11 protein-coding genes and 2 pseudogenes are annotated in these 18,398 nt (G+C 42.8%); 4 read left to right on the forward strand and 9 right to left on the reverse strand.

The window, feature by feature from the left end; all coding sequences use genetic code 11:
- Positions 1–10: 10 nt before the first annotated feature.
- The 5 genes from ilvA to ilvG are packed head-to-tail and all read right to left on the reverse strand — an operon-like array spanning position 11 to position 6,347.
- A complete protein-coding gene (ilvA, locus tag AB4161_RS05670) occupies positions 11–1,555 on the reverse strand; it encodes a threonine ammonia-lyase, biosynthetic (RefSeq protein WP_372082984.1) in 1,545 nt (514 codons plus the stop codon).
- A gap of 3 nt (positions 1,556–1,558) precedes the next feature.
- Positions 1,559–3,400, reverse strand: coding sequence for a dihydroxy-acid dehydratase (gene ilvD / locus AB4161_RS05675; protein ID WP_017066753.1), 1,842 nt, complete (start codon positions 3,398–3,400; stop codon positions 1,559–1,561).
- 33 nt (positions 3,401–3,433) lie between these two features.
- Entirely contained in the window at positions 3,434–4,402 is a 969-nt protein-coding gene (locus AB4161_RS05680) for a branched-chain amino acid transaminase (RefSeq protein WP_372082985.1), read from the reverse strand.
- Between the two features lie 12 nt (positions 4,403–4,414).
- Complete coding sequence (gene ilvM / locus AB4161_RS05685; protein WP_017055442.1) at positions 4,415–4,699, reverse strand: acetolactate synthase 2 small subunit; 285 nt, start codon at positions 4,697–4,699, stop codon at positions 4,415–4,417.
- A 1-nt stretch (position 4,700) separates the two neighbouring features.
- A complete protein-coding gene (gene ilvG / locus AB4161_RS05690) occupies positions 4,701–6,347 on the reverse strand; it encodes an acetolactate synthase 2 catalytic subunit (protein ID WP_102321080.1) in 1,647 nt (548 codons plus the stop codon).
- Between the two features lie 472 nt (positions 6,348–6,819).
- Between ilvG and AB4161_RS05695 the strand changes: the two are divergent.
- The 3 genes and pseudogenes from AB4161_RS05695 to AB4161_RS05705 form a co-directional block, all read left to right on the forward strand.
- Positions 6,820–7,734, forward strand: a pseudogene (locus AB4161_RS05695) (YifB family Mg chelatase-like AAA ATPase); the annotation flags it as partial.
- 1,477 nt (positions 7,735–9,211) lie between these two features.
- On the forward strand, positions 9,212–10,165 hold the full coding sequence (locus tag AB4161_RS05700) for a hypothetical protein (RefSeq protein WP_372082986.1): 954 nt from the start codon (positions 9,212–9,214) through the stop codon (positions 10,163–10,165).
- A 10-nt stretch (positions 10,166–10,175) separates the two neighbouring features.
- Positions 10,176–10,769 carry a hypothetical protein gene (locus tag AB4161_RS05705; RefSeq protein WP_141925939.1) on the forward strand — a complete coding sequence of 198 codons (594 nt, stop codon included), beginning with the start codon at positions 10,176–10,178 and terminating at the stop codon, positions 10,767–10,769.
- Between the two features lie 116 nt (positions 10,770–10,885).
- On the opposite strand, the gene AB4161_RS05710 is transcribed toward AB4161_RS05705, so the two are convergent.
- The 4 genes from AB4161_RS05710 to AB4161_RS05725 are packed head-to-tail and all read right to left on the reverse strand — an operon-like array spanning position 10,886 to position 17,597.
- On the reverse strand, positions 10,886–12,277 hold the full coding sequence (locus AB4161_RS05710; RefSeq protein ID WP_141925941.1) for a site-specific integrase: 1,392 nt from the start codon (positions 12,275–12,277) through the stop codon (positions 10,886–10,888).
- Positions 12,249–12,794, reverse strand: a complete 546-nt coding sequence (locus AB4161_RS05715) for a hypothetical protein (RefSeq protein WP_141925943.1) — start codon at positions 12,792–12,794, stop codon at positions 12,249–12,251. Before AB4161_RS05715 ends, AB4161_RS05710 begins: the two co-directional genes overlap by 29 nt.
- Before the next feature lie 10 nt (positions 12,795–12,804).
- Positions 12,805–15,192: an integrase gene (locus tag AB4161_RS05720; RefSeq protein ID WP_372082987.1), complete on the reverse strand. Its 2,388-nt coding sequence runs from the start codon at positions 15,190–15,192 to the stop codon at positions 12,805–12,807.
- On the reverse strand, positions 15,183–17,597 hold the full coding sequence (locus AB4161_RS05725; protein WP_141925947.1) for a hypothetical protein: 2,415 nt from the start codon (positions 17,595–17,597) through the stop codon (positions 15,183–15,185). The genes AB4161_RS05720 and AB4161_RS05725 overlap by 10 nt, the downstream gene beginning before the upstream one ends.
- 141 nt (positions 17,598–17,738) lie before the next feature.
- On the opposite strand from AB4161_RS05725, the pseudogene AB4161_RS05730 reads away from it, so the two are divergent.
- A pseudogene (locus AB4161_RS05730) lies at positions 17,739–18,356 on the forward strand (ATP-binding protein); the annotation flags it as partial.
- Positions 18,357–18,398 lie beyond the last annotated feature (42 nt).

Consider the following 18,398-nt stretch of genomic DNA (forward strand, 5'->3'; position numbering starts at 1 on the left):
TCGTTAACTCTTAAGACAAGAAGAACTTGTAGGAAGGGTTATCGGTTTCATCTTTACACTGATAGCCAAGCTCTCGTAGATGTGTTGAGAACTGAGCTAAATCATCATCACCAAGTTCGAAGCCACACAATACGCGACCGTAATCGGCACCGTGGTTACGATAGTTGAACAGGCTGATATTCCAGTGAGTACCTAAGGTATCAAGGAATTTAATCAATGCACCTGGGTATTCTGGAAACTCGAAGCTGTACAGACGTTCTTTCAGTGGTTTCGATGGTTTACCGCCAATCATGTAGCGAATGTGCAGTTTTGCCATCTCATCATCAGACAGATCGACAACCGGGTAGCCACCGTCACGTAGGTCATTGATGATGTGCTCGAGTTCTTCTTGTCCACCTTGTAGACGTACACCAACGAAGATATTCGCTAGGCTTTCGTCGTTTTGGCGGTAGTTAAACTCAGTCACCGCTCGACCACCAATAATATTACAGAACTCTAGGAATGCCCCTTGTCGCTCAGGGATAGTGACCGCAAGTAGGCCTTCGCGCTTCTCACCCAACTCACAACGTTCAGACACATACCGCAGGCCATGGAAGTTGGTGTTAGCACCAGAAAGTACAGTTGCCAGTTGTTTGCCTTGCAGTTGGTTCTGCTCTGCAAACTTCTTTAAACCAGCCAGAGCAAGCGCTCCTGAAGGTTCAGCAATCGCACGAGTGTCTTCAAAGATGTCTTTGACCGCAGAGCATATCTCATCGCTAGATACTGCAATGTGACCGTCAATGTACTGTTGGCAAAGACGGAATGTCTCTTCACCAATGCGTTTAACCGCAACACCATCAGCAAACATACTGACCTGATCCAGTACCACAGGTTCACCGGCATCGAGGGCCGCTTTTAAGCAAGACGAATCTTCTGGTTCTACTGCAATGACTTTAATCTCTGGCATCAGCTGTTTTACTAATACAGCAACACCCGCAGCTAAGCCACCACCACCAACCGGCACAAAGATGTAATCCATGTGACCATTTTGCTGAAGCATTTCCATACCCATGGTGCCCTGTCCGGCGATCACCAATGGGTGATCGAATGGAGGCACAAAGGTGTAGCCATGTTCAGCGGAAAGGCGTTCTGCTTCAGCTTTAGCTTCATCAAAGTTGCTGCCGTGTAGAACTACGTTACCGCCAAAGCCACGTACCGCATCAACCTTGATGTCTGGTGTGGTTTTTGGCATCACAATCGTGGTTTGAATACCAAGCTTAGAACCGGACAGCGCCATACCTTGAGCATGGTTACCTGCCGATGCTGCAATCACACCTGCGGCTTTCTGTTGCTCTGAAAGGCTTGATACCATGTTGTAGGCACCACGTAGCTTGAACGAGTGGACCGGCTGACGGTCTTCACGCTTTAGCTGAACCTGATTACCAATGCGAGCACTTAAGCGAGGCATCTCTTGCAGAGGTGTCACGATTGCGGCTTCGTAAACTGGCGCTCTCAGGATCTGACGCAGATAATCTGCGCCAGTTTGTTTTTGGGGACTGACCGTGTCATCACTCATAGACTAGCCCTCTAGCTTAGACTTATCACGCACGGCACCTTTGTCGGCACTGGTCGCCATGCTTGCGTAAGCTTTCAGTGCGAAAGACACTTCACGCTGACGGTTTTCTGGTTTCCAGCCTAGTGCGTCTTGCTTAACACGACGCGCTTCTAGTTCAGCTTCAGGCACATCAAGTGTGATCGAACGGCTAGGGATGTCGATAGTGATGATATCGCCAGTGTTTACTAGACCAATCACACCGCCACTTGCTGCTTCTGGAGAAGCGTGACCGATAGACAGACCCGATGTACCACCCGAGAAACGACCATCTGTCAATAGAGCACAAGACTTGCCTAGACCCATAGATTTTAGGTAAGTGGTTGGGTAAAGCATTTCTTGCATGCCCGGACCACCTTTAGGACCTTCGTAACGAATAACAACCACTTCGCCCGCTTTCACTTTGCCACCTAAGATGCCATCAACAGCACTATCTTGGCTTTCAAATACGATAGCAGGACCTTGGAATTTCAGGTTCTCTTCATCAACACCTGCTGTCTTAACGATACAACCGTCAACGGCGATGTTGCCTGAAAGTACGGCTAGGCCACCTTCTTGGCTGAATGCATTCTCTTTAGTACGGATACAACCTTCTTTACGGTCGTCATCAAGACGATCCCAACGGCAATCTTGTGAGAAGGCTTTGGTGGTACGAATACCTGCTGGGCCCGCGCGGAAGAACTTAAGTACCGCTTCGTCTTCTGTCTGCATGATGTCGTATTGAGCTAGCTGCTCTTGCATGCTTAGACCAAGCACTGTGCGAGTCTGGTTGTTCAGTAGGCCAGCACGATCTAATTCACCTAGGATAGCCATTACACCACCAGCGCGGTGAACGTCTTCCATGTGGTATTTAGGCGTTGAAGGTGCAACCTTACATAGGTGTGGAACGCGGCGAGACATCTCGTCGATATCGCCCATATCAAAATCAATCTCACCTTCTTGAGCAGAAGCCAATAGGTGAAGAACGGTGTTACTAGAACCGCCCATTGCGATATCCAGTGCCATCGCGTTTTCAAATGCTGCGCGGTTTGCGATGTTACGAGGCAGTGCTGATTCGTCATCTTGCTCGTAGTAACGCTTGGTTAGGTCAACGATGCGCTTACCAGCATTGATGAATAGCTCTTCACGGTCTGCGTGCGTTGCTAGCATAGAACCGTTACCAGGCTGAGATAGGCCTAGCGCTTCAGTTAGACAGTTCATTGAGTTCGCTGTGAACATACCTGAACATGAACCACATGTCGGACATGCAGAACGCTCTACTTGCTCACTTTGCTCATCAGAAATGGTTGGATCGGCACCTTGGATCATTGCGTCAACAAGGTCTAGCTTGATGATTTGATCAGAAAGCTTAGTTTTACCCGCTTCCATTGGGCCGCCTGATACAAAGATCACTGGGATGTTAAGGCGCATTGCTGCCATCATCATTCCCGGAGTGATTTTGTCACAGTTAGAGATACACACCATCGCATCCGCACAGTGTGCATTGACCATGTATTCTACTGAATCCGCGATAAGCTCACGTGATGGCAGTGAGTACAGCATGCCGCCGTGGCCCATTGCGATACCATCATCGACTGCGATGGTGTTGAATTCTTTAGCGATACCGCCCGCTTTCTCGATTTCACCCGCAACCAGTTGACCCATATCTTTAAGGTGAACGTGGCCTGGTACGAATTGAGTGAACGAGTTTACAACTGCGATGATTGGCTTACCGAAGTCATCATCTTTAACGCCAGTTGCACGCCATAAAGCGCGCGCACCAGCCATGTTGCGTCCGTGGGTAGTCGTTGCTGAACGATAGATTGGCATTGCTTAAATCCTTATAAAATATTTGGCTGTTGCTTACTTAGTTGTTTGCGTTTGGTTTTCTGAAGTTTGGCCTGCTGGATAAACGTAGTCTAACCAGCCCCACTTATCTTCAGTGGTGCCATTGAATAGACCAAAGTAAGCCGCTTGAACTTTTTCAGTGATAGGACCGCGTTTGCCTTCACCTACTGTAATTTTGTCTACGCTACGAACCGGAACGATTTCCGCCGCTGTGCCTGTCATGAATACTTCATCAGCAAGGTATAGCGCTTCACGAGCAATGTTCTCTTCACGGATCTCATAACCCATGTCTTTTGCTAGTGTCATGATCGAATCACGCGTGATACCCGGCAGAATCGCACTGGTCGCTGGTGGTGTGGATAGCACGCCGTTACGTACCACAAAGATGTTCTCACCAGCCCCTTCAGAAAGGTAACCATCAACACTCAGTGCGATGCCTTCATCGTAACCATGACGGCGAGCTTCGCCACCAACTAATAGTGAAGATAGGTAGTTACCACCGGCTTTTGCTGCGGTTGGGATCGTGTTTGGAGCGGCACGGTTCCAGCTAGAAATCATTGCATCAACGCCGTTTTCTAGTGCTTCTTCGCCTAGGTAAGACCCCCAAGGGAAAGCAGCGATGATCAGTTCCATCTCAGTATTTTCTGGCGGGCAGACACCCAAACCAACGTTACCTACGAAACCTAGAGGGCGGATGTACGCTGACTCTAGCTTATTTTGGCGTAGCGTTTCGCGAGTCGCTTTCATAATTTCTTCCTCAGTGTAAGGAATAGGGAAGCGATAGATTTTTGCTGAGTCTTTTAGGCGCTTAGCATGTTCAGGGTGACGGAAGATAACCGGCCCTTTTGGTGTGTTGTAACAACGAACACCTTCAAACACAGAAGTACCGTAGTGCATTGCGTGAGTCAGGACGTGAACGTTCGCCTCTGCCCAAGGAACCATCTCACCGTTAAACCAAATATAGTCTGCTGTTTTAGCTGTCATGTTTGCGGTTCCTTATGCGTTTATCTTTTGTTGTAAGTTGTTGTTTGGCAGTTCATTACGGCTGATCGAGATAACGTCAACGGTACGTACATCCCACAGCTTTTCGATTTGGTTTACCAAGAACGAGATCGGACGGTCACTGTCTACGATGATCTCAACACTCGCCACTTTGCTTTCGTGGTTTTGAGTGCCCGCAACTTGCTTAACAATGAAGCCACGGTGGCGGATAACACGAAGAACACGCTCTAGTAGTACAGGCTTATCATCGGCTTTGATGTCTAATAGGTATCTTTTCATGTTATGTGTTCTCCAACATCTCACTGTTTGAAGCACCTGGCGGTACTAGTGGCCATACGTTTTCTTCTTCATCGATAAGAACATGAAGTAGGTAAGCGGTTTTGCTCTCTAGCATCTCTTTCAATGCTGGTTCTACTTCTTCTTTACGAGTGATGGTTTTGCCCGGGATATCGAACGCTTTCGCGAGCATCACGAAATCAGGGTTGTCATCTAAGATAGTTTCACTGTGGCGGCCATCAAAGAACAGCGATTGCCATTGGCGAACCATGCCCAAACGAGAGTTATTAAGCAGTACCATCTTCACTGGGATCTGACGACGCTTCAATGTGCCAAGCTCTTGAATGTTCATCATGAACGAGCCGTCACCAGAGATAAGTATAGATTGGTCGTCAGGACGCCCAACCGATGCACCCATTGCAGCTGGCAAGCCAAAGCCCATGGTGCCTAAACCGGCAGAGGTAATGAAGTTCTGTGGATCGCGAGGCTGAATGTGCTGAGCTGCCCACATTTGGTGTTGGCCCACATCAGTCGATACGATAGAGCTTGCTGGCATCATGTCTGACAGTTGCTTCAACAGCAGTGGAGCAAAAATCAGATCACCAGGGTGGTCGTAACGCCATTTGAATGAGCTACGAAGACCTTCAGAGTGATGAACCCAAGAGGAGATGTCTTGGCTTAGCTCTAGTTGAGGCATGATCTTGTTGATGTCACCGCGGATTGGCGCATTGGCAAGACGCAGTTTGCTGAACTCAGCGGCATCGATATCGATATGGATAACCTTAGCATGCGGCGCAAAGGTATCGAGTTTGCCAGTTACTCGGTCATCAAAACGAGCACCGACAACAATCAACAGGTCACTCTCTTGAACCACAAGGTTAGCGGCTTTAGTGCCGTGCATACCCAGCATGCCAAGGTAGTGTGGGTCGTCACGTTCGATAGTGCCCAAGCCTTTCAGTGTGCTTACTGCTGGCATTGGGTTTAGGCGTAAAAACTCACGAACCGCATCGGTTGCTTTAGCAAGTTGAACACCACCACCTACGTATAAAACAGGACGGGTCGCTTGAGACAAAAAGTACTGTGCCTGTTCAATGGCATCAGTTGTCGCAACAGGAATTGCGGGTGGAGTAAATTCAGGAAGAGCGTTAACAGGTGCTTCTGCTAGTTGAACGTCTTTAGCGATATCGACGATAACCGGGCCAGGGCGGCCAGACTTTGCTACCACAAACGCTTCAGCGAGGGTTGGAGCTAGCTCTTCAATATCAGTTACTAGGTAGCTGTGTTTAGTACATGACAGAGACATACCAATCACATCCATTTCTTGGAATGCATCGGTACCAATGTGGGAACTTGCAACCTGACCTGTGATAGCAACCAATGGGATTGAATCCATAAAGGCATCAGCAAGGCCAGTGACTAGGTTGGTTGCACCTGGTCCCGAGGTTGCCATACAAACAGCGACATCTTGTGTTGCTCTAGCCATGCCGATCGCGGCCATAGCGGCGCCTTGCTCATGGCGACATAGGATATGTTCAACCCCGCCGTCATAGAGTGCATCGTAGATTGGCATGATGGCACCACCGGGGTAACCAAATACGGTCTCAATTCCTTGTTGCTTGAGTGCGGATACGACTAGTTCTGCGCCTTTCATCGGAATTCTCCCGTATTACCTTTATTTTGGTAACTGTTTCCTTTGTCTCTGCACATCTTGTGCTCCCATTCTTCCTGTAAATCGGCAAAGCCGAAAATGCTCAAAAATATAAAAATCGAATGTTTAAATTAGAAAAAACCCCCGGACTTGTCAGTGCGGGGGTTTTTTCTAATTCGTGGTTACTTTCTTCCCACTCGCCCCCGCGCAGTCTTAATAATGACTACGATAATCAGGTTAATCAGTGCGTAAATGCGAGCGTTAAAAATCATAATATTCGAGTTTTCTCGTTTATTGTCTTCAGTAAATGTCTACATCTCTAGTGTTATCACACAAATCTGCCGCATGACAAGGGAAATGTCATTCTTTTTTCACATTAAAATACCATTCCACCAAGCTATATAACAACCTTATCGCTTTGGTGAGCAACGAATATCCAGAGCGAATACTTTTAAATCAAAGACAAAGGAAAGTTATGGGACTCGCGATAATTCATAGCCGAGCTAGTGTGGGTGTAGAGGCGCCAGAAGTGACCGTTGAGGTGCATATAAGCAACGGAATGCCTGGCTTCACGCTGGTGGGTCTACCTGAAACAACGGTCAAGGAATCTAAAGACCGAGTGAGAAGCGCGATCATCAATTCTCGCTTTGAGTTTCCATCGAAAAGAATCACGGTCAATCTCGCCCCAGCCGATTTGCCCAAAGAAGGTGGCCGTTTTGACCTGCCCATCGCGCTTGGGATTTTGGTGGCGTCAGATCAGCTTCCGACATCAAAAATAGCTCAACATGAATTTATCGGTGAGTTGGCATTGTCAGGAGAACTTCGCTCGGTAAAGGGCGTTTTGCCTGCGACGTTAGCCGCCGACAGTGTAGAGCGATGCTTAGTTGTCCCACATCATAACGGTGATCAGGCTGCGCTGGTGGGCAAGGGAGCGCATAAATCTGCACAAACCTTGTTGGAGGTTTGTGCTGACATGTGTGGACAGGCTCAGCTTGGGCTATATAGAACGGAACATCATCAGGCTGATGTTTCAGTGCTTCGCGACCTACAAGATATTATCGGCCAACAACAAGGAAAGCGAGCTCTAGAGATAGCCGCTGCTGGGAATCATAACTTATTGTTTCTTGGCCCACCCGGAACCGGAAAAACTATGCTCGCTTCTCGACTGCGTGACCTATTACCTGAAATGAGTGATGACGAAGCGATGGAAACCGCGTCGGTGGCCTCGTTAACGCAACAAGAAATCAATCAATACAACTGGAAGCAACGACCTTTTCGCTCTCCTCACCATTCCAGTTCAATGGCGGCATTAGTGGGTGGTGGTTCGGTGCCTCGCCCCGGAGAGATCTCTTTAGCGCATAATGGCTTATTGTTCTTAGATGTTTCCCCATTAACTACAAAGTAAGCGATATTTTGTCATATAACGATGTAAATTTGGTAGCCTCTTCTTCTTGTAAGTGGAAACAGGGTTATTTTATGTGGGGTACAAACTTTATAAAAATTATGCAGTAATTTAACTACTTTAGCCGGTATTACCATATACGAGAGTACATAATTGGTGCATAAGTATTGAATAAAATATCAGTGAAGTAGTCATGTACTGCCATAGTTCAAGATTACTAATCCCCCATTCTTTCGAACTAGCATCTTTTTGATAACTCAAACAATCAGGCTTTACATGAGCGGGTATTCTTTATCTAGTTATTTTTTATTTGTTCTCGCCAGATGCTTTTCAACTTTAGTAAAGCTATCGCTGCATTCAATGCAAATATCTTCGAAATCAAAGTATGAAGGAGCACTTACAAACTGTTTCCAGTTATCTACAGCTCTACCTCTATCTGACCTTCCCAATTCAAGCATTGCTTCACTACAACATCAATAATATGAAAGCGAGTTTGAGATTCGTTGAAGTCAGCGTTTTGTTCTTTTAGTTTGTCAATCAAAGACTTTAAGAGGTCTCGTGCTTCATGAAGAGAGTTTTTTATCATAATAAAACCATTACCCGTTGAGATTACCCTAGTTACTATACGAAGTTGCGATGGCAACAACTAAGTTCAACAATAATATTTTATCAATCAAAATGTAATATGAATAGATATGTATACAGAGTGTGTTCAATAAATGGGATCGAATCTTGTATTTTCCCTCGTGGTATCTCAATACCTTAAATTCCTTGTATTCATTAATCTAGTGAAGCGGATAACCATTTTTGTATTCGTTCTTCATTGGAATTCATTTTGGTTTAATGAATTCATTAAACCAAAATGAATTCCAATGAATTAGTGATAAAGGTTACAAATTTACCTAGTTCACTTCCCAAAGGTAACTAATGGAAAGTTATCGAAGGTAGTTTTACCTCAGTACTAAGTCGCATGTTTTTTTTGTAACTATCTGATTTTAATTTGTTTATTTTTATAGTTTTTTGTTTTGTAAACTTTATAGTTTATTTATTATCTAGGATTTAGGGGCTAAATGCTTTAGTCCTCACTTCCGGCAATTGCACTAGTATTGAGACAAGATATTTTTATTCACATGAAAAAACCAAGTTTGTTTTCGAAGAAGAGCAAGGGATAACTTACTTTACAACAGCATGTTGATACTCTTGAGACTGTTACATCGGAGGGGAATTGGACTTGAGTCTTCTAAAGTGATTGCGAACGGTATTGGAGAGGCTCGAACTTTTGCTTGGTGTCATCGAACTAGGCACTATGAAGATTATGAGCTTTAAAACTCAGATCTTACTAGATAAGTTTATTTACTGGGGACAGTATTATTTCTCCAAACTATGGAAATATTGATGTAAAAAAAAGACTGGTATCCAAATTTATGCTCAAATACCAGTAGTTTAACGAATTCTGGATTAAGCAATGCTATTATTAGAAACGGAACGATTCATTCTTGAGACAACCTTTGCATTAAACCCATATCCGGTTGATGCGCCAATCATGACACTTGAGCAATGTTTACCGTATTTAAAGCTGATGATTGAAAATGATAAAGCTGTTTACACCATGCGAAGGGATACTGCTCAGCTTCGAATATCCGACTTTTCTTATTCGGACTATGAGGAAGAAGGGAAGGGAAAAGGGGCTATTACTCTTCTTCTCCAATATACAGACTCAAGAGCTTCTAATCCGTCATTCGGGCATATGGAAACAGGCTTGACACGCACAGTGGTAAAAGAAGATGGTGAAGGGCTATCAGTAACAGCTCACTTTACTATTGAAATCAACCCTATTAACGAGGCCATGCCAACTGTTCATAATGCTGTTCTTGAGGAAGTTGGGGGAATAACCAAAACGGTGATTAATAGTGCCCTTACTTCGATGTTAAGAGAGTGCACAAACTTTGAGTTTAGAGATGAAAATACTGGGCGTACGAAAAAGTGTCGTCCACAAGTAAAAATTGATACTAATGCTGGGCAAAAACTCGAAGATATCATGAAGAAAGGAAAGATTTCTGGCTTCAGTGCCGTAAAGTATAAAGCAGAAAACAAGATGGACGAAGAAGGTGAGTTAGAGATACAACAAGAAGCTATCATCATCAAGTCCCCCCGAAAGCGTGGGCAACCAGCTATTGATTTGATTAAGAAGGTTGCAAAATTAACTAATGCCCAGAACTACTCCCGCTTGATGGTTCGTTATCAAGATGCAAATAATAAGCAAAAGTCTCTAAACATAAGTACTCGTGAGGAAGACTTTGCCGATGGACTCTTCGGGAAGTCGGAGAGAATTATCCTAGGCGATAACATTCAGCAATGTGAGCCAGAAATCCACGAAGAACTCCGTGGGAAGATGGTTAACTACTTAATGAAGATGTAAGAATGAGCAAATGATAGTATTCGATAAGCTGTTCAAACCACTGGATTATATCCGTATCAATCACGCTGAAAAGTTGTGGTTTGATGTGGTACTTCCTGCCATATTGGCAATCGTGTGCGCAGCTTGTTTGTATGTTCTTCCTAAACCAGTGGCTTTGATAGGTAAAGATGGCATCATCTCACTCGTTAACGGGATTCTCCAAATATTGTCGGGTTTTTACATAGCTTCGATGGCTGCTGTTGCCACATTCCAGAAAGAAGGAATGGATGAGCAGATGGAGGGCATTCCACCAAAAATTAGAGTGAAAAAACGTGGTAAGACTGTCGACAAGCTTTTGTCCCGAAGAGAGTTTTTGACATACCTGTTTGGTTACTTAGCTTTCATGAGTATTTTTATGTATTTCGTAGGTGGTTTTGTCCAGTTAACAAGCGGAAACATTGCGATATTAACTTCTGAAATGGCAGATTGGTTTAAATACATTCTTGTTGCCTTGTATATGTTCGTTGTATTTAACATTTTGTGTACTACTATTTTGGGGATGCACTTTATGATTGATAAAATCCATAGGCCGAAGTCAAAGTTAATCGACAAAAATGAAGAATAATGAGAGGTCTCAGTGAGGCTTGTTCTCTGTGTAGTCTAAGATAATCTATCAGGCTTACTGTCTTTTACATCAATATTTGCCCTCACCATACTTAATTTAATTCGCATTTTTCTACTTTAACTAATGTTCAATGTGGAGTTGTTAATATCTTTTTCAAAAGCATTCAATATGTTGTCAAACCTAAGAATCCCTTCTGATAGCGTTATTTCTTTGTCTTTTAGTTGTTTCTTTACTTGGTAGACTTGTCTCTGGATCAACTTCACTGAGTCCTTAAGTTGAACTTGGTTATAGGCTTCGGTATAGCCATTAATGTCGGCGAAAGCGAGATCAATATAGGTATCTATAGAAGAGAGGTGTGTATGACCTGTCCATTGTTGCAATTGCATTTTAAATTTTTGAGTATTAAGTAAATTCTCCCTAAATTTATCAGCTGAGTTTATTTCTTTATGCTGCAATATAATCTCAATCAATTTATTGGTGATGAACGCATGGCGGTATAGGTGGGCGTGAAGTTCACCTTCAATGTTCAACTCTCTCTTCCATTGATTCATTTGATTGATAAATGTGTCACTAGAGATTTTTTGCCCTGTAGTCAATGATACAAATAAATAGCCATGATCACTTTTTTTTCCAATGGTACGCTTTATCACCTTTTTTCTTACTTTGTTAATGTATTCCTTGATTGTGGCCAGTAGTGCGTGAGTGACGGGAATGCTGCGAGCTTTGTTGCCTTGCTTCTTTAATGTAGTTAACCTCAGCTGCGGGTTGCTATCTGATACAGTGGCACGCTTAACATCGTCAATGGTTATATATAAGATTTCGTTGATACGAGCCCCGAGCTGCTCTAGGCACTGGTAAAACGCAATATCGCGAAGGCGCTTTTCTCTATTTTCTTGATTTATTATATGTTCCCATACCTTTAGAGCTGCTGCTTCACTAACGGGGAAGCGCTTTTTAACTGCATCTTTAGATGGTATGCAGCTATGAGTTGTGACCTTCTTTTCAATTTTACGTTTATGTCCTTCAATCGGTATTTTGTGCGACTTTATTTGTACTGTAATGGCGTCCTCTTTCCGTATACCAATGAAATTATCAAGATCATGGCAGTGTTGCACGAACTGTAAAAAGTCGAGACAGCGATGTGCGATATCACGTACTCGATTATTGCTGCGTTTTAGTTCACCAATATTATCACGCTCACTTTGCAGCCCCTGAACGAATAATCTAAAGGTTGAATCTGTTAATTGACTGAATTGAAGTTGGTTTTTAAAGCAAAAATGAACCAAGTGAATGATTTGATTTGCAAAAGCTTTCAATGTCCCACCACCAAGCTTTCGGGACTTCCCTTCTCTTAATTGCTTGTGCATGTACATATTTGCTTCGAAGCATGGCATACCATTATCGTAGGTAATAAACGGTGTGTCGTTGGCATCTACAACTTTCAGCTTATTATCGAGTGGTGAGTAGTAATCCCAACATTCAAAGCTCTTCAATAGTGATACTGGCATTTATAGACCTTACTTTTGTAAAGCTGAGCTTTGCTTCAACAACTTTATTTACATGTGTGAACTTTTCCTGTCGTTGCTGAACGGTGTCTGTTGAGTGTGCTATTTCTTTGAGTTCTCCGCGTAGTTCATTTATCAGCATACTCAGAAGGAAGTTCGTTTCTTTTAAGGTATCTCTCTCAGCCTTTAATACATCTATGTTATGACGTAATCTAGCCTTTGTATCCTTTAGTGACTTACTCCCCATGATAGCGCCTTCTATCGCATCTTTGGCATTGATACGAAGTTCATCAATCTCAGTAAAGCCACGGTCTAGTAATGACTCAGAATTGGCTTTAAATGTGTTAAGTGAACATAAGCTGATATGGCGCTCGTTATTTTCATACTTTGCTAATTTAGCTTGAGTCTTTAATGCTGTTGCTAGATTAGCGTCATCTTTAAATGAAGTAGGATATTTAATCACCTCAAGCAATAGAGCTTTTGTTTCGATAACTTTTTGTTGGTTTTTTTGTAATGCCATGACACTGCCTTTAATCCAATTCCTTGATTTGTAGGGTCAATGAGAAGTCGTTTATTTTCCTATCACCTTGATAAACTGAAAAAAACTCAGGCTCTAAACTGATTACATGATCATTGAGTAATTCTAAAATATAGGACTCTAGCTGCTCTTGCTCTTGTAATATCTCAATTTTAGGGAGGGTTTGGTAATCATCTTCGTCACCATAAATAGTAACTGCGTCCTTTATGCTGTTTAACGAGATATCAGAGGCGTTAACTCCGTAACGTGTTGCTATCAACTTACGTAAGCAGTCTATATTTTCTAGCTTGTTACTTTCCATTGCATCTCGTAAATAGCTCGCTTTTACACCATTTAATACTGCTCCCGATTCATTTTCAGTAATATAATGGTGCAAGTGTTCTATATCCGTATGCCCCAACATCCACCTTAAGGAGTCAAGCCCATCGAAGCCTTTTGACCAAAAAAATACCATTGCAAAAAATCGTCTTAATTGGTGCTGACGTACGTAATATCGACGTATATCCCCTCCGCCAAAATTAACTAATGGCGTTTCAAAAAAATCGCAGACAGTATCTAAATGTATGTTGTAGCTATTTTCATTACATTGCTCAATCATCATGGTGTGAGTGTGTATAAAGTTAAATAACGCCAATGGGCTGCGATTGCATTTTTCCTTTGTTATGGCTTGATTAAATTGCTCTAGTTTCCATATTAAGATAGCAAAAGACCGAGGAATAGGGCGCTTGATAGTGGCATTACGTTCTAATTTACCGCCATCACCAGACTTTTTTAATTTCGCTTTGAGGAAAAATTCGTTCTGTTGACCTTTTATGCTAGCGGGATCAACATTTGGTTCGAGGTTGCCGTGACTTTTCAGGCTTACCAATTCATTTTGACGTTTTGCCATAATGATGCCTGTTAATACCTGAATACAACCTATGAGCACACTATAGAGGTTGAGTAAGCTTGGATTTTTACGACGCAGTGTGAATACATTATCCGTAGTGGAGCTTGGGAAGTTAATTTCCTTCACGTTTGATACATTCAACTCTGGTGCTATTAACTCAAGAGCTTGTGTTCGTAAGTATTCTTGTCGCTCACTTGAGCTGACTATAGAGGGCTGTCCTTTATATTGAGAATGGATGTAATTGGGGTTGGAGTAAGGTTTGGTACTTTTCGTTTGTAGCTCTTTAACTACTGACAAAACGGAGTTGAGGATAAGGTCTTGATTATCCTTCGTAAACTCATACGTTTGTCTGGTGAGATCAAAGACCATTTTTACTGGTAATGTTTTGAATCTACCTGCGTTTTTTATAGTAGCATGTTGCTGGATGCGTTTAAGGTTGACGTCTTTTAGGGCATGGACTGGACATTGGCTCACCCCTTCTTTATCCCGAAAACTATGCAACAAAGGTAACTCTTTAAGTAGCTGAAGTAATCGGGCTTCACTAACTCCTTTTGAGGTGTCGGAGTGAGGTACTGCATTGTATTCAGTATTGGTATTTTCGGGTTGGAGTCTAAGCTCATTAATAACTGGGAATAGCATTGGTAAAGGAAGGATTTTACCGTCATAGAGGTACGGTGAAAGTGAAGCTTGATTTCCTGAAGTGTTAGATATTTTGAATTCACCATTCTTATTTTGATAATAACCAATACGGTGAAGCCAACAGCATGCTTTAATACGCTCGGAGAGTGACAAGCCAAGGGTCTGTTCATCAGGGGTTAAATGACGGGTGATGTAAGGGTACTTCGCAGCAAAGTATTTAGCATTGTTATTACTGACGCTGGGAATATGCTCGCGTAATAATGCCGTTACACGCTTATTATGTTCATACAATCCATCGACGATGCTTCCTACCCTAGCTAGCTTAACAAATACATCTAATAGAAATTCTTGAGTCAATCCAGATAAATGCAGCTCTGATAGTTTTAGATGTGTGCTATGTAGTAATAGTGTATTTATCAGTGCTCTGACACTACTTATTTTTGTATATAACGTACTTCCTTTAACTCGTTTTCCACCATTGTAGCGAGGGTTATCGACGGCAGTCATCCAGTACTTAAATGCTAACAGTAAAGGTGAATGGCTTGGGTCTGTTAAGGGGTAGCCATCATCTAGCACAACAGCTTGCCAATCGAAAGTGAGATAAAATGGTTTTTTTCCTTCACCTCTATTGATTACAATTTGCCAGACAGGGGCTTTGAAATCAGAGCATAACCAGTATGGTTTATGGTCATCGTAATCATACAGTCCGGTAAATTCATTTGTCGTAATGCGTAATGCCCTAAAGTCGCCTCTAGCAATAGAGGTATGATGCATCTCAATTAACTCTTCTTTAGTCATTTTTGACAAGGCTTTATCACCATTAGCAATGGCATCAATTAATTTTAGCGACATAATAAGCTCTCCTTAAAAAGAGCAAGCGGCAGAGGGTTCGCCAATGCATTGCTATATAACGCTTCACATTCTTTATCACCGTTATAGAGTTTTCTATTGTCTCCTGTGGTCGAAAATTGACAGAGGATAAATTCAGCGACCTCAATCCATTTTTCTACCTCAGGTTTAAAAGTATCATCAATATGAGCATTAGTAGTTACTTGCTGTAACGCAATCAACACTTGAAATAATGGTGTTGAAAGCGTGAACACAAGCTCATTAATTTTATCTGTAGTGGTGAGACATGCCTGCTCTTTTGCTTCGATTAAATGATCATGCAAGATGCCTAATCCATGGTTATCTAGAAATTCAGCTAGCTTGCGTTCATCAAAATCAAGGGCATCAAACAAGTATGGTGAGTCTTTCAATGCTTCATAGATTATTGCATTCTGGAACTGGCGAACCCATCGGGTATTGAAAAAATCCATAAGTGGGGCGGGAAGGTACTTACCTAACAGTTTAGTGTCTACATTGGCATGCCCTAGCGCCTCAGAAACTGCCCGTAAAGAGCGGGTCTCAAGGTAAATCTGTAATCCTCGGCTTTTTCTAATTGCGCGAGGGGTGACTATTTGCGCTAAGGCGTGAGCCTCGCTCTGTATCAGTAAGCGATTAATAACAGTGGGATGAATTCGGGTTATTTGTGAGAATTCTTTGAGGCTCTGTGTGAAAGGCAATCGTGGGGGGGTAGGGTCAAAAGATGCTAAGGCTAATTTTTGGTGGTAACGTCTATTTTCGGTTAATGAATCACCAAGCCTTTCATAAAGTCTTGGTTCTTTGGTCGCACTAGAGCATGACAGCAACATGAAGTGGTAGTCATTATTCCCCCATTTTTTCAATGTCTCTCTTGAGAAAGCTGTATGTTCAATCAATGCTTCGACTAGGGATTTAGAGTAAGAGTTTAAAATTATCTCTTGCTGCGCCAATAATGCCCCTTTCCTGTTTTTTAATGATTGAATGAGCCACTGTTTACCGCTTTGAAAAAAGCCAACTTGATTGCCGTGCTTATCGAATAACCTCCATTGGTCTAACCAAGCAGGGGTGATCTTAGGGTGTTCCAATATCAACAATGCAACAAACGCATTCAATGTTTCCAGTGTCGGGAGGTTGAGCTCCTCTGCTAGCGTTGCACTCTGTCCATAGTAGCCTAAAAAATATAGGTAATTACTCGTTGCGTGAACCCCATGATGATAAAAAGTTGCTACCGTATTCGTGAGGTGGCGAGCTCCTATAGGAAAACCTTTCGGGAGCGTTCCTTTTTTGGGGAGAGGTTTAACTCTTCCGTTCTTTATGTAATTTACATTTCGTTGATGACGTTGCTTAACACACTCGACTATTGAATGGCTTTTAATTCGAATATGTTTGAGGTCTTGGTTTAACCGATGATGGATGACTTCAAGTGCTTGGTCATCTTTTATTGTGAGCGGTATATTGACTAACCAGCGTTGTATTTCGGCCTCGGACATCCCACCACCAACACTAATACTATGTTGGTTATTTTTCGGTTCTCGCCATTCAGGAATAATAAATTCGGTGTAAGGGGGAGGGAATACACCAGATTCAATAAAGCATTGAGTAAAGGTGGTTATCATTTTCCGCCACTGTATTATCGAAATTTTAGCATCATTATTTTTGATCTGCTGTGCCATAAGATAATTGAGCATCACCTCTTCCATTAATCTTACAGAGTAATGCGGCTTTAATTGATGTTCTAATTGAGCTGGGGTTGAGCAATGCATTGGTAGTAAGTTAAGTAGAGTGAACAATTGGGTCGAGGTGTTTTGTAACCTTGTGGCTTTTTGTGTTTTGGCATAGTTACAAATTGTCTTGTGGATGATATTCGTCATTTCAGCACCAAAGCCGTCTCGAAATGGTGCAAGGTGTAAGTTAAACTGTTTACCCTCCTTGCTTTGGCATGTCCACCCGCTGTAGTAGTCTAAAATTGCTTCATCGATAGGTTGGGTATTAAAACGTTGCTTACAATGCAACATGTCGCCAGTTGGTTTACTTAGAGATATTGAAATTGGTGTTATGGTCAATGAGCTTTTTTTTGCTAGTGCGGTAAAGCATTTCTTAAACCCCCTTATTTTCTGGTATTGGGCTGCCTTGCCTAGCTCGATGATGTCAGAACAGATAAAGCCTGTAAGCGACTGTAGTTGGTTATTTAGCTTTTCTTCACTATTTAAAATGTCTAAGCCTGTATAATTTGATTCGCATTCCGTGAGAGTGATGAATAGCGAATAAATATTCAAGTAGGAGTGGAATTTGTTTGGTACTACTTCATGAAGTATCTGCTTGAGTTCATTTCTAAATGATGGCGAAAGCACTGCTTCAAGTTTTGGGTATTTCTCTAGTTGCTTTACATTCACTACTAAACTCCAGTGACAGTTGTAGTCTTTATTAATTTTTGACCATGATCAGTTGTCTTTCAAGGCGGTTTGTTTTTAATTTTTTTTTATTAACAATTGCTTAATTTGTTTTGACGAATTTCTTCTTTTGGGGAAAGTTGTGAGATGCCGGAGTTTGAGCGCAAGGTGCTTGATTCATTACGAGAGCCACTAGAGTCGGGCGAGATCATTATCTCCCGTGCTGCGGGCAAGACTCGTTTTCCTGCGCGTTTTCAATTGGTCGGTGCACTTAACCCAAGTCCAACGGGTTATTACGAAGGTAACCAGGCGCGCGCCAACCCACAGATCATCCTGCGTTACCTCAATCGCTTATCTGGGCCCTTGCTGGATAGGTTCGATATGTCATTGGAGATACCTCTGTTGCCAAAAGGAATGTTGGCCGAAGGCGGTGATCGCGGTGAAACCACTCAAGTAGTTAAGCAAAGGGTTAGGCAGGCGCGAGAGTTAATGCTATCTCGCAACCATAAATCGAATGCACTGTTAGGTAGCCGAGAAATTGAGAAGTATTGCCCACTGCGACGCGAAGATGCTGAGTTTCTTGAGACAGCACTACATCGCTTGGGTTTATCGATTCGTGCTTATCATCGAATTATTAAGGTGGCACGAACCATTGCCGACCTTGACGGTAACGAGCAGATCGAAAAGAAACATCTATCAGAAGCGCTAGGCTATCGCGCGATGGATCGCTTGCTGAAACAACTCACGGCTCAAGCTGTCTAGCAAGCAGAAAAAGCCTGCTTAGATGAAGTGACCCCGTAAAGT

The organism is Vibrio sp. 10N.286.51.E5 (assembly GCF_041469125.1).
In the GTDB taxonomy this organism is placed as follows: domain Bacteria; phylum Pseudomonadota; class Gammaproteobacteria; order Enterobacterales; family Vibrionaceae; genus Vibrio; species Vibrio crassostreae_C.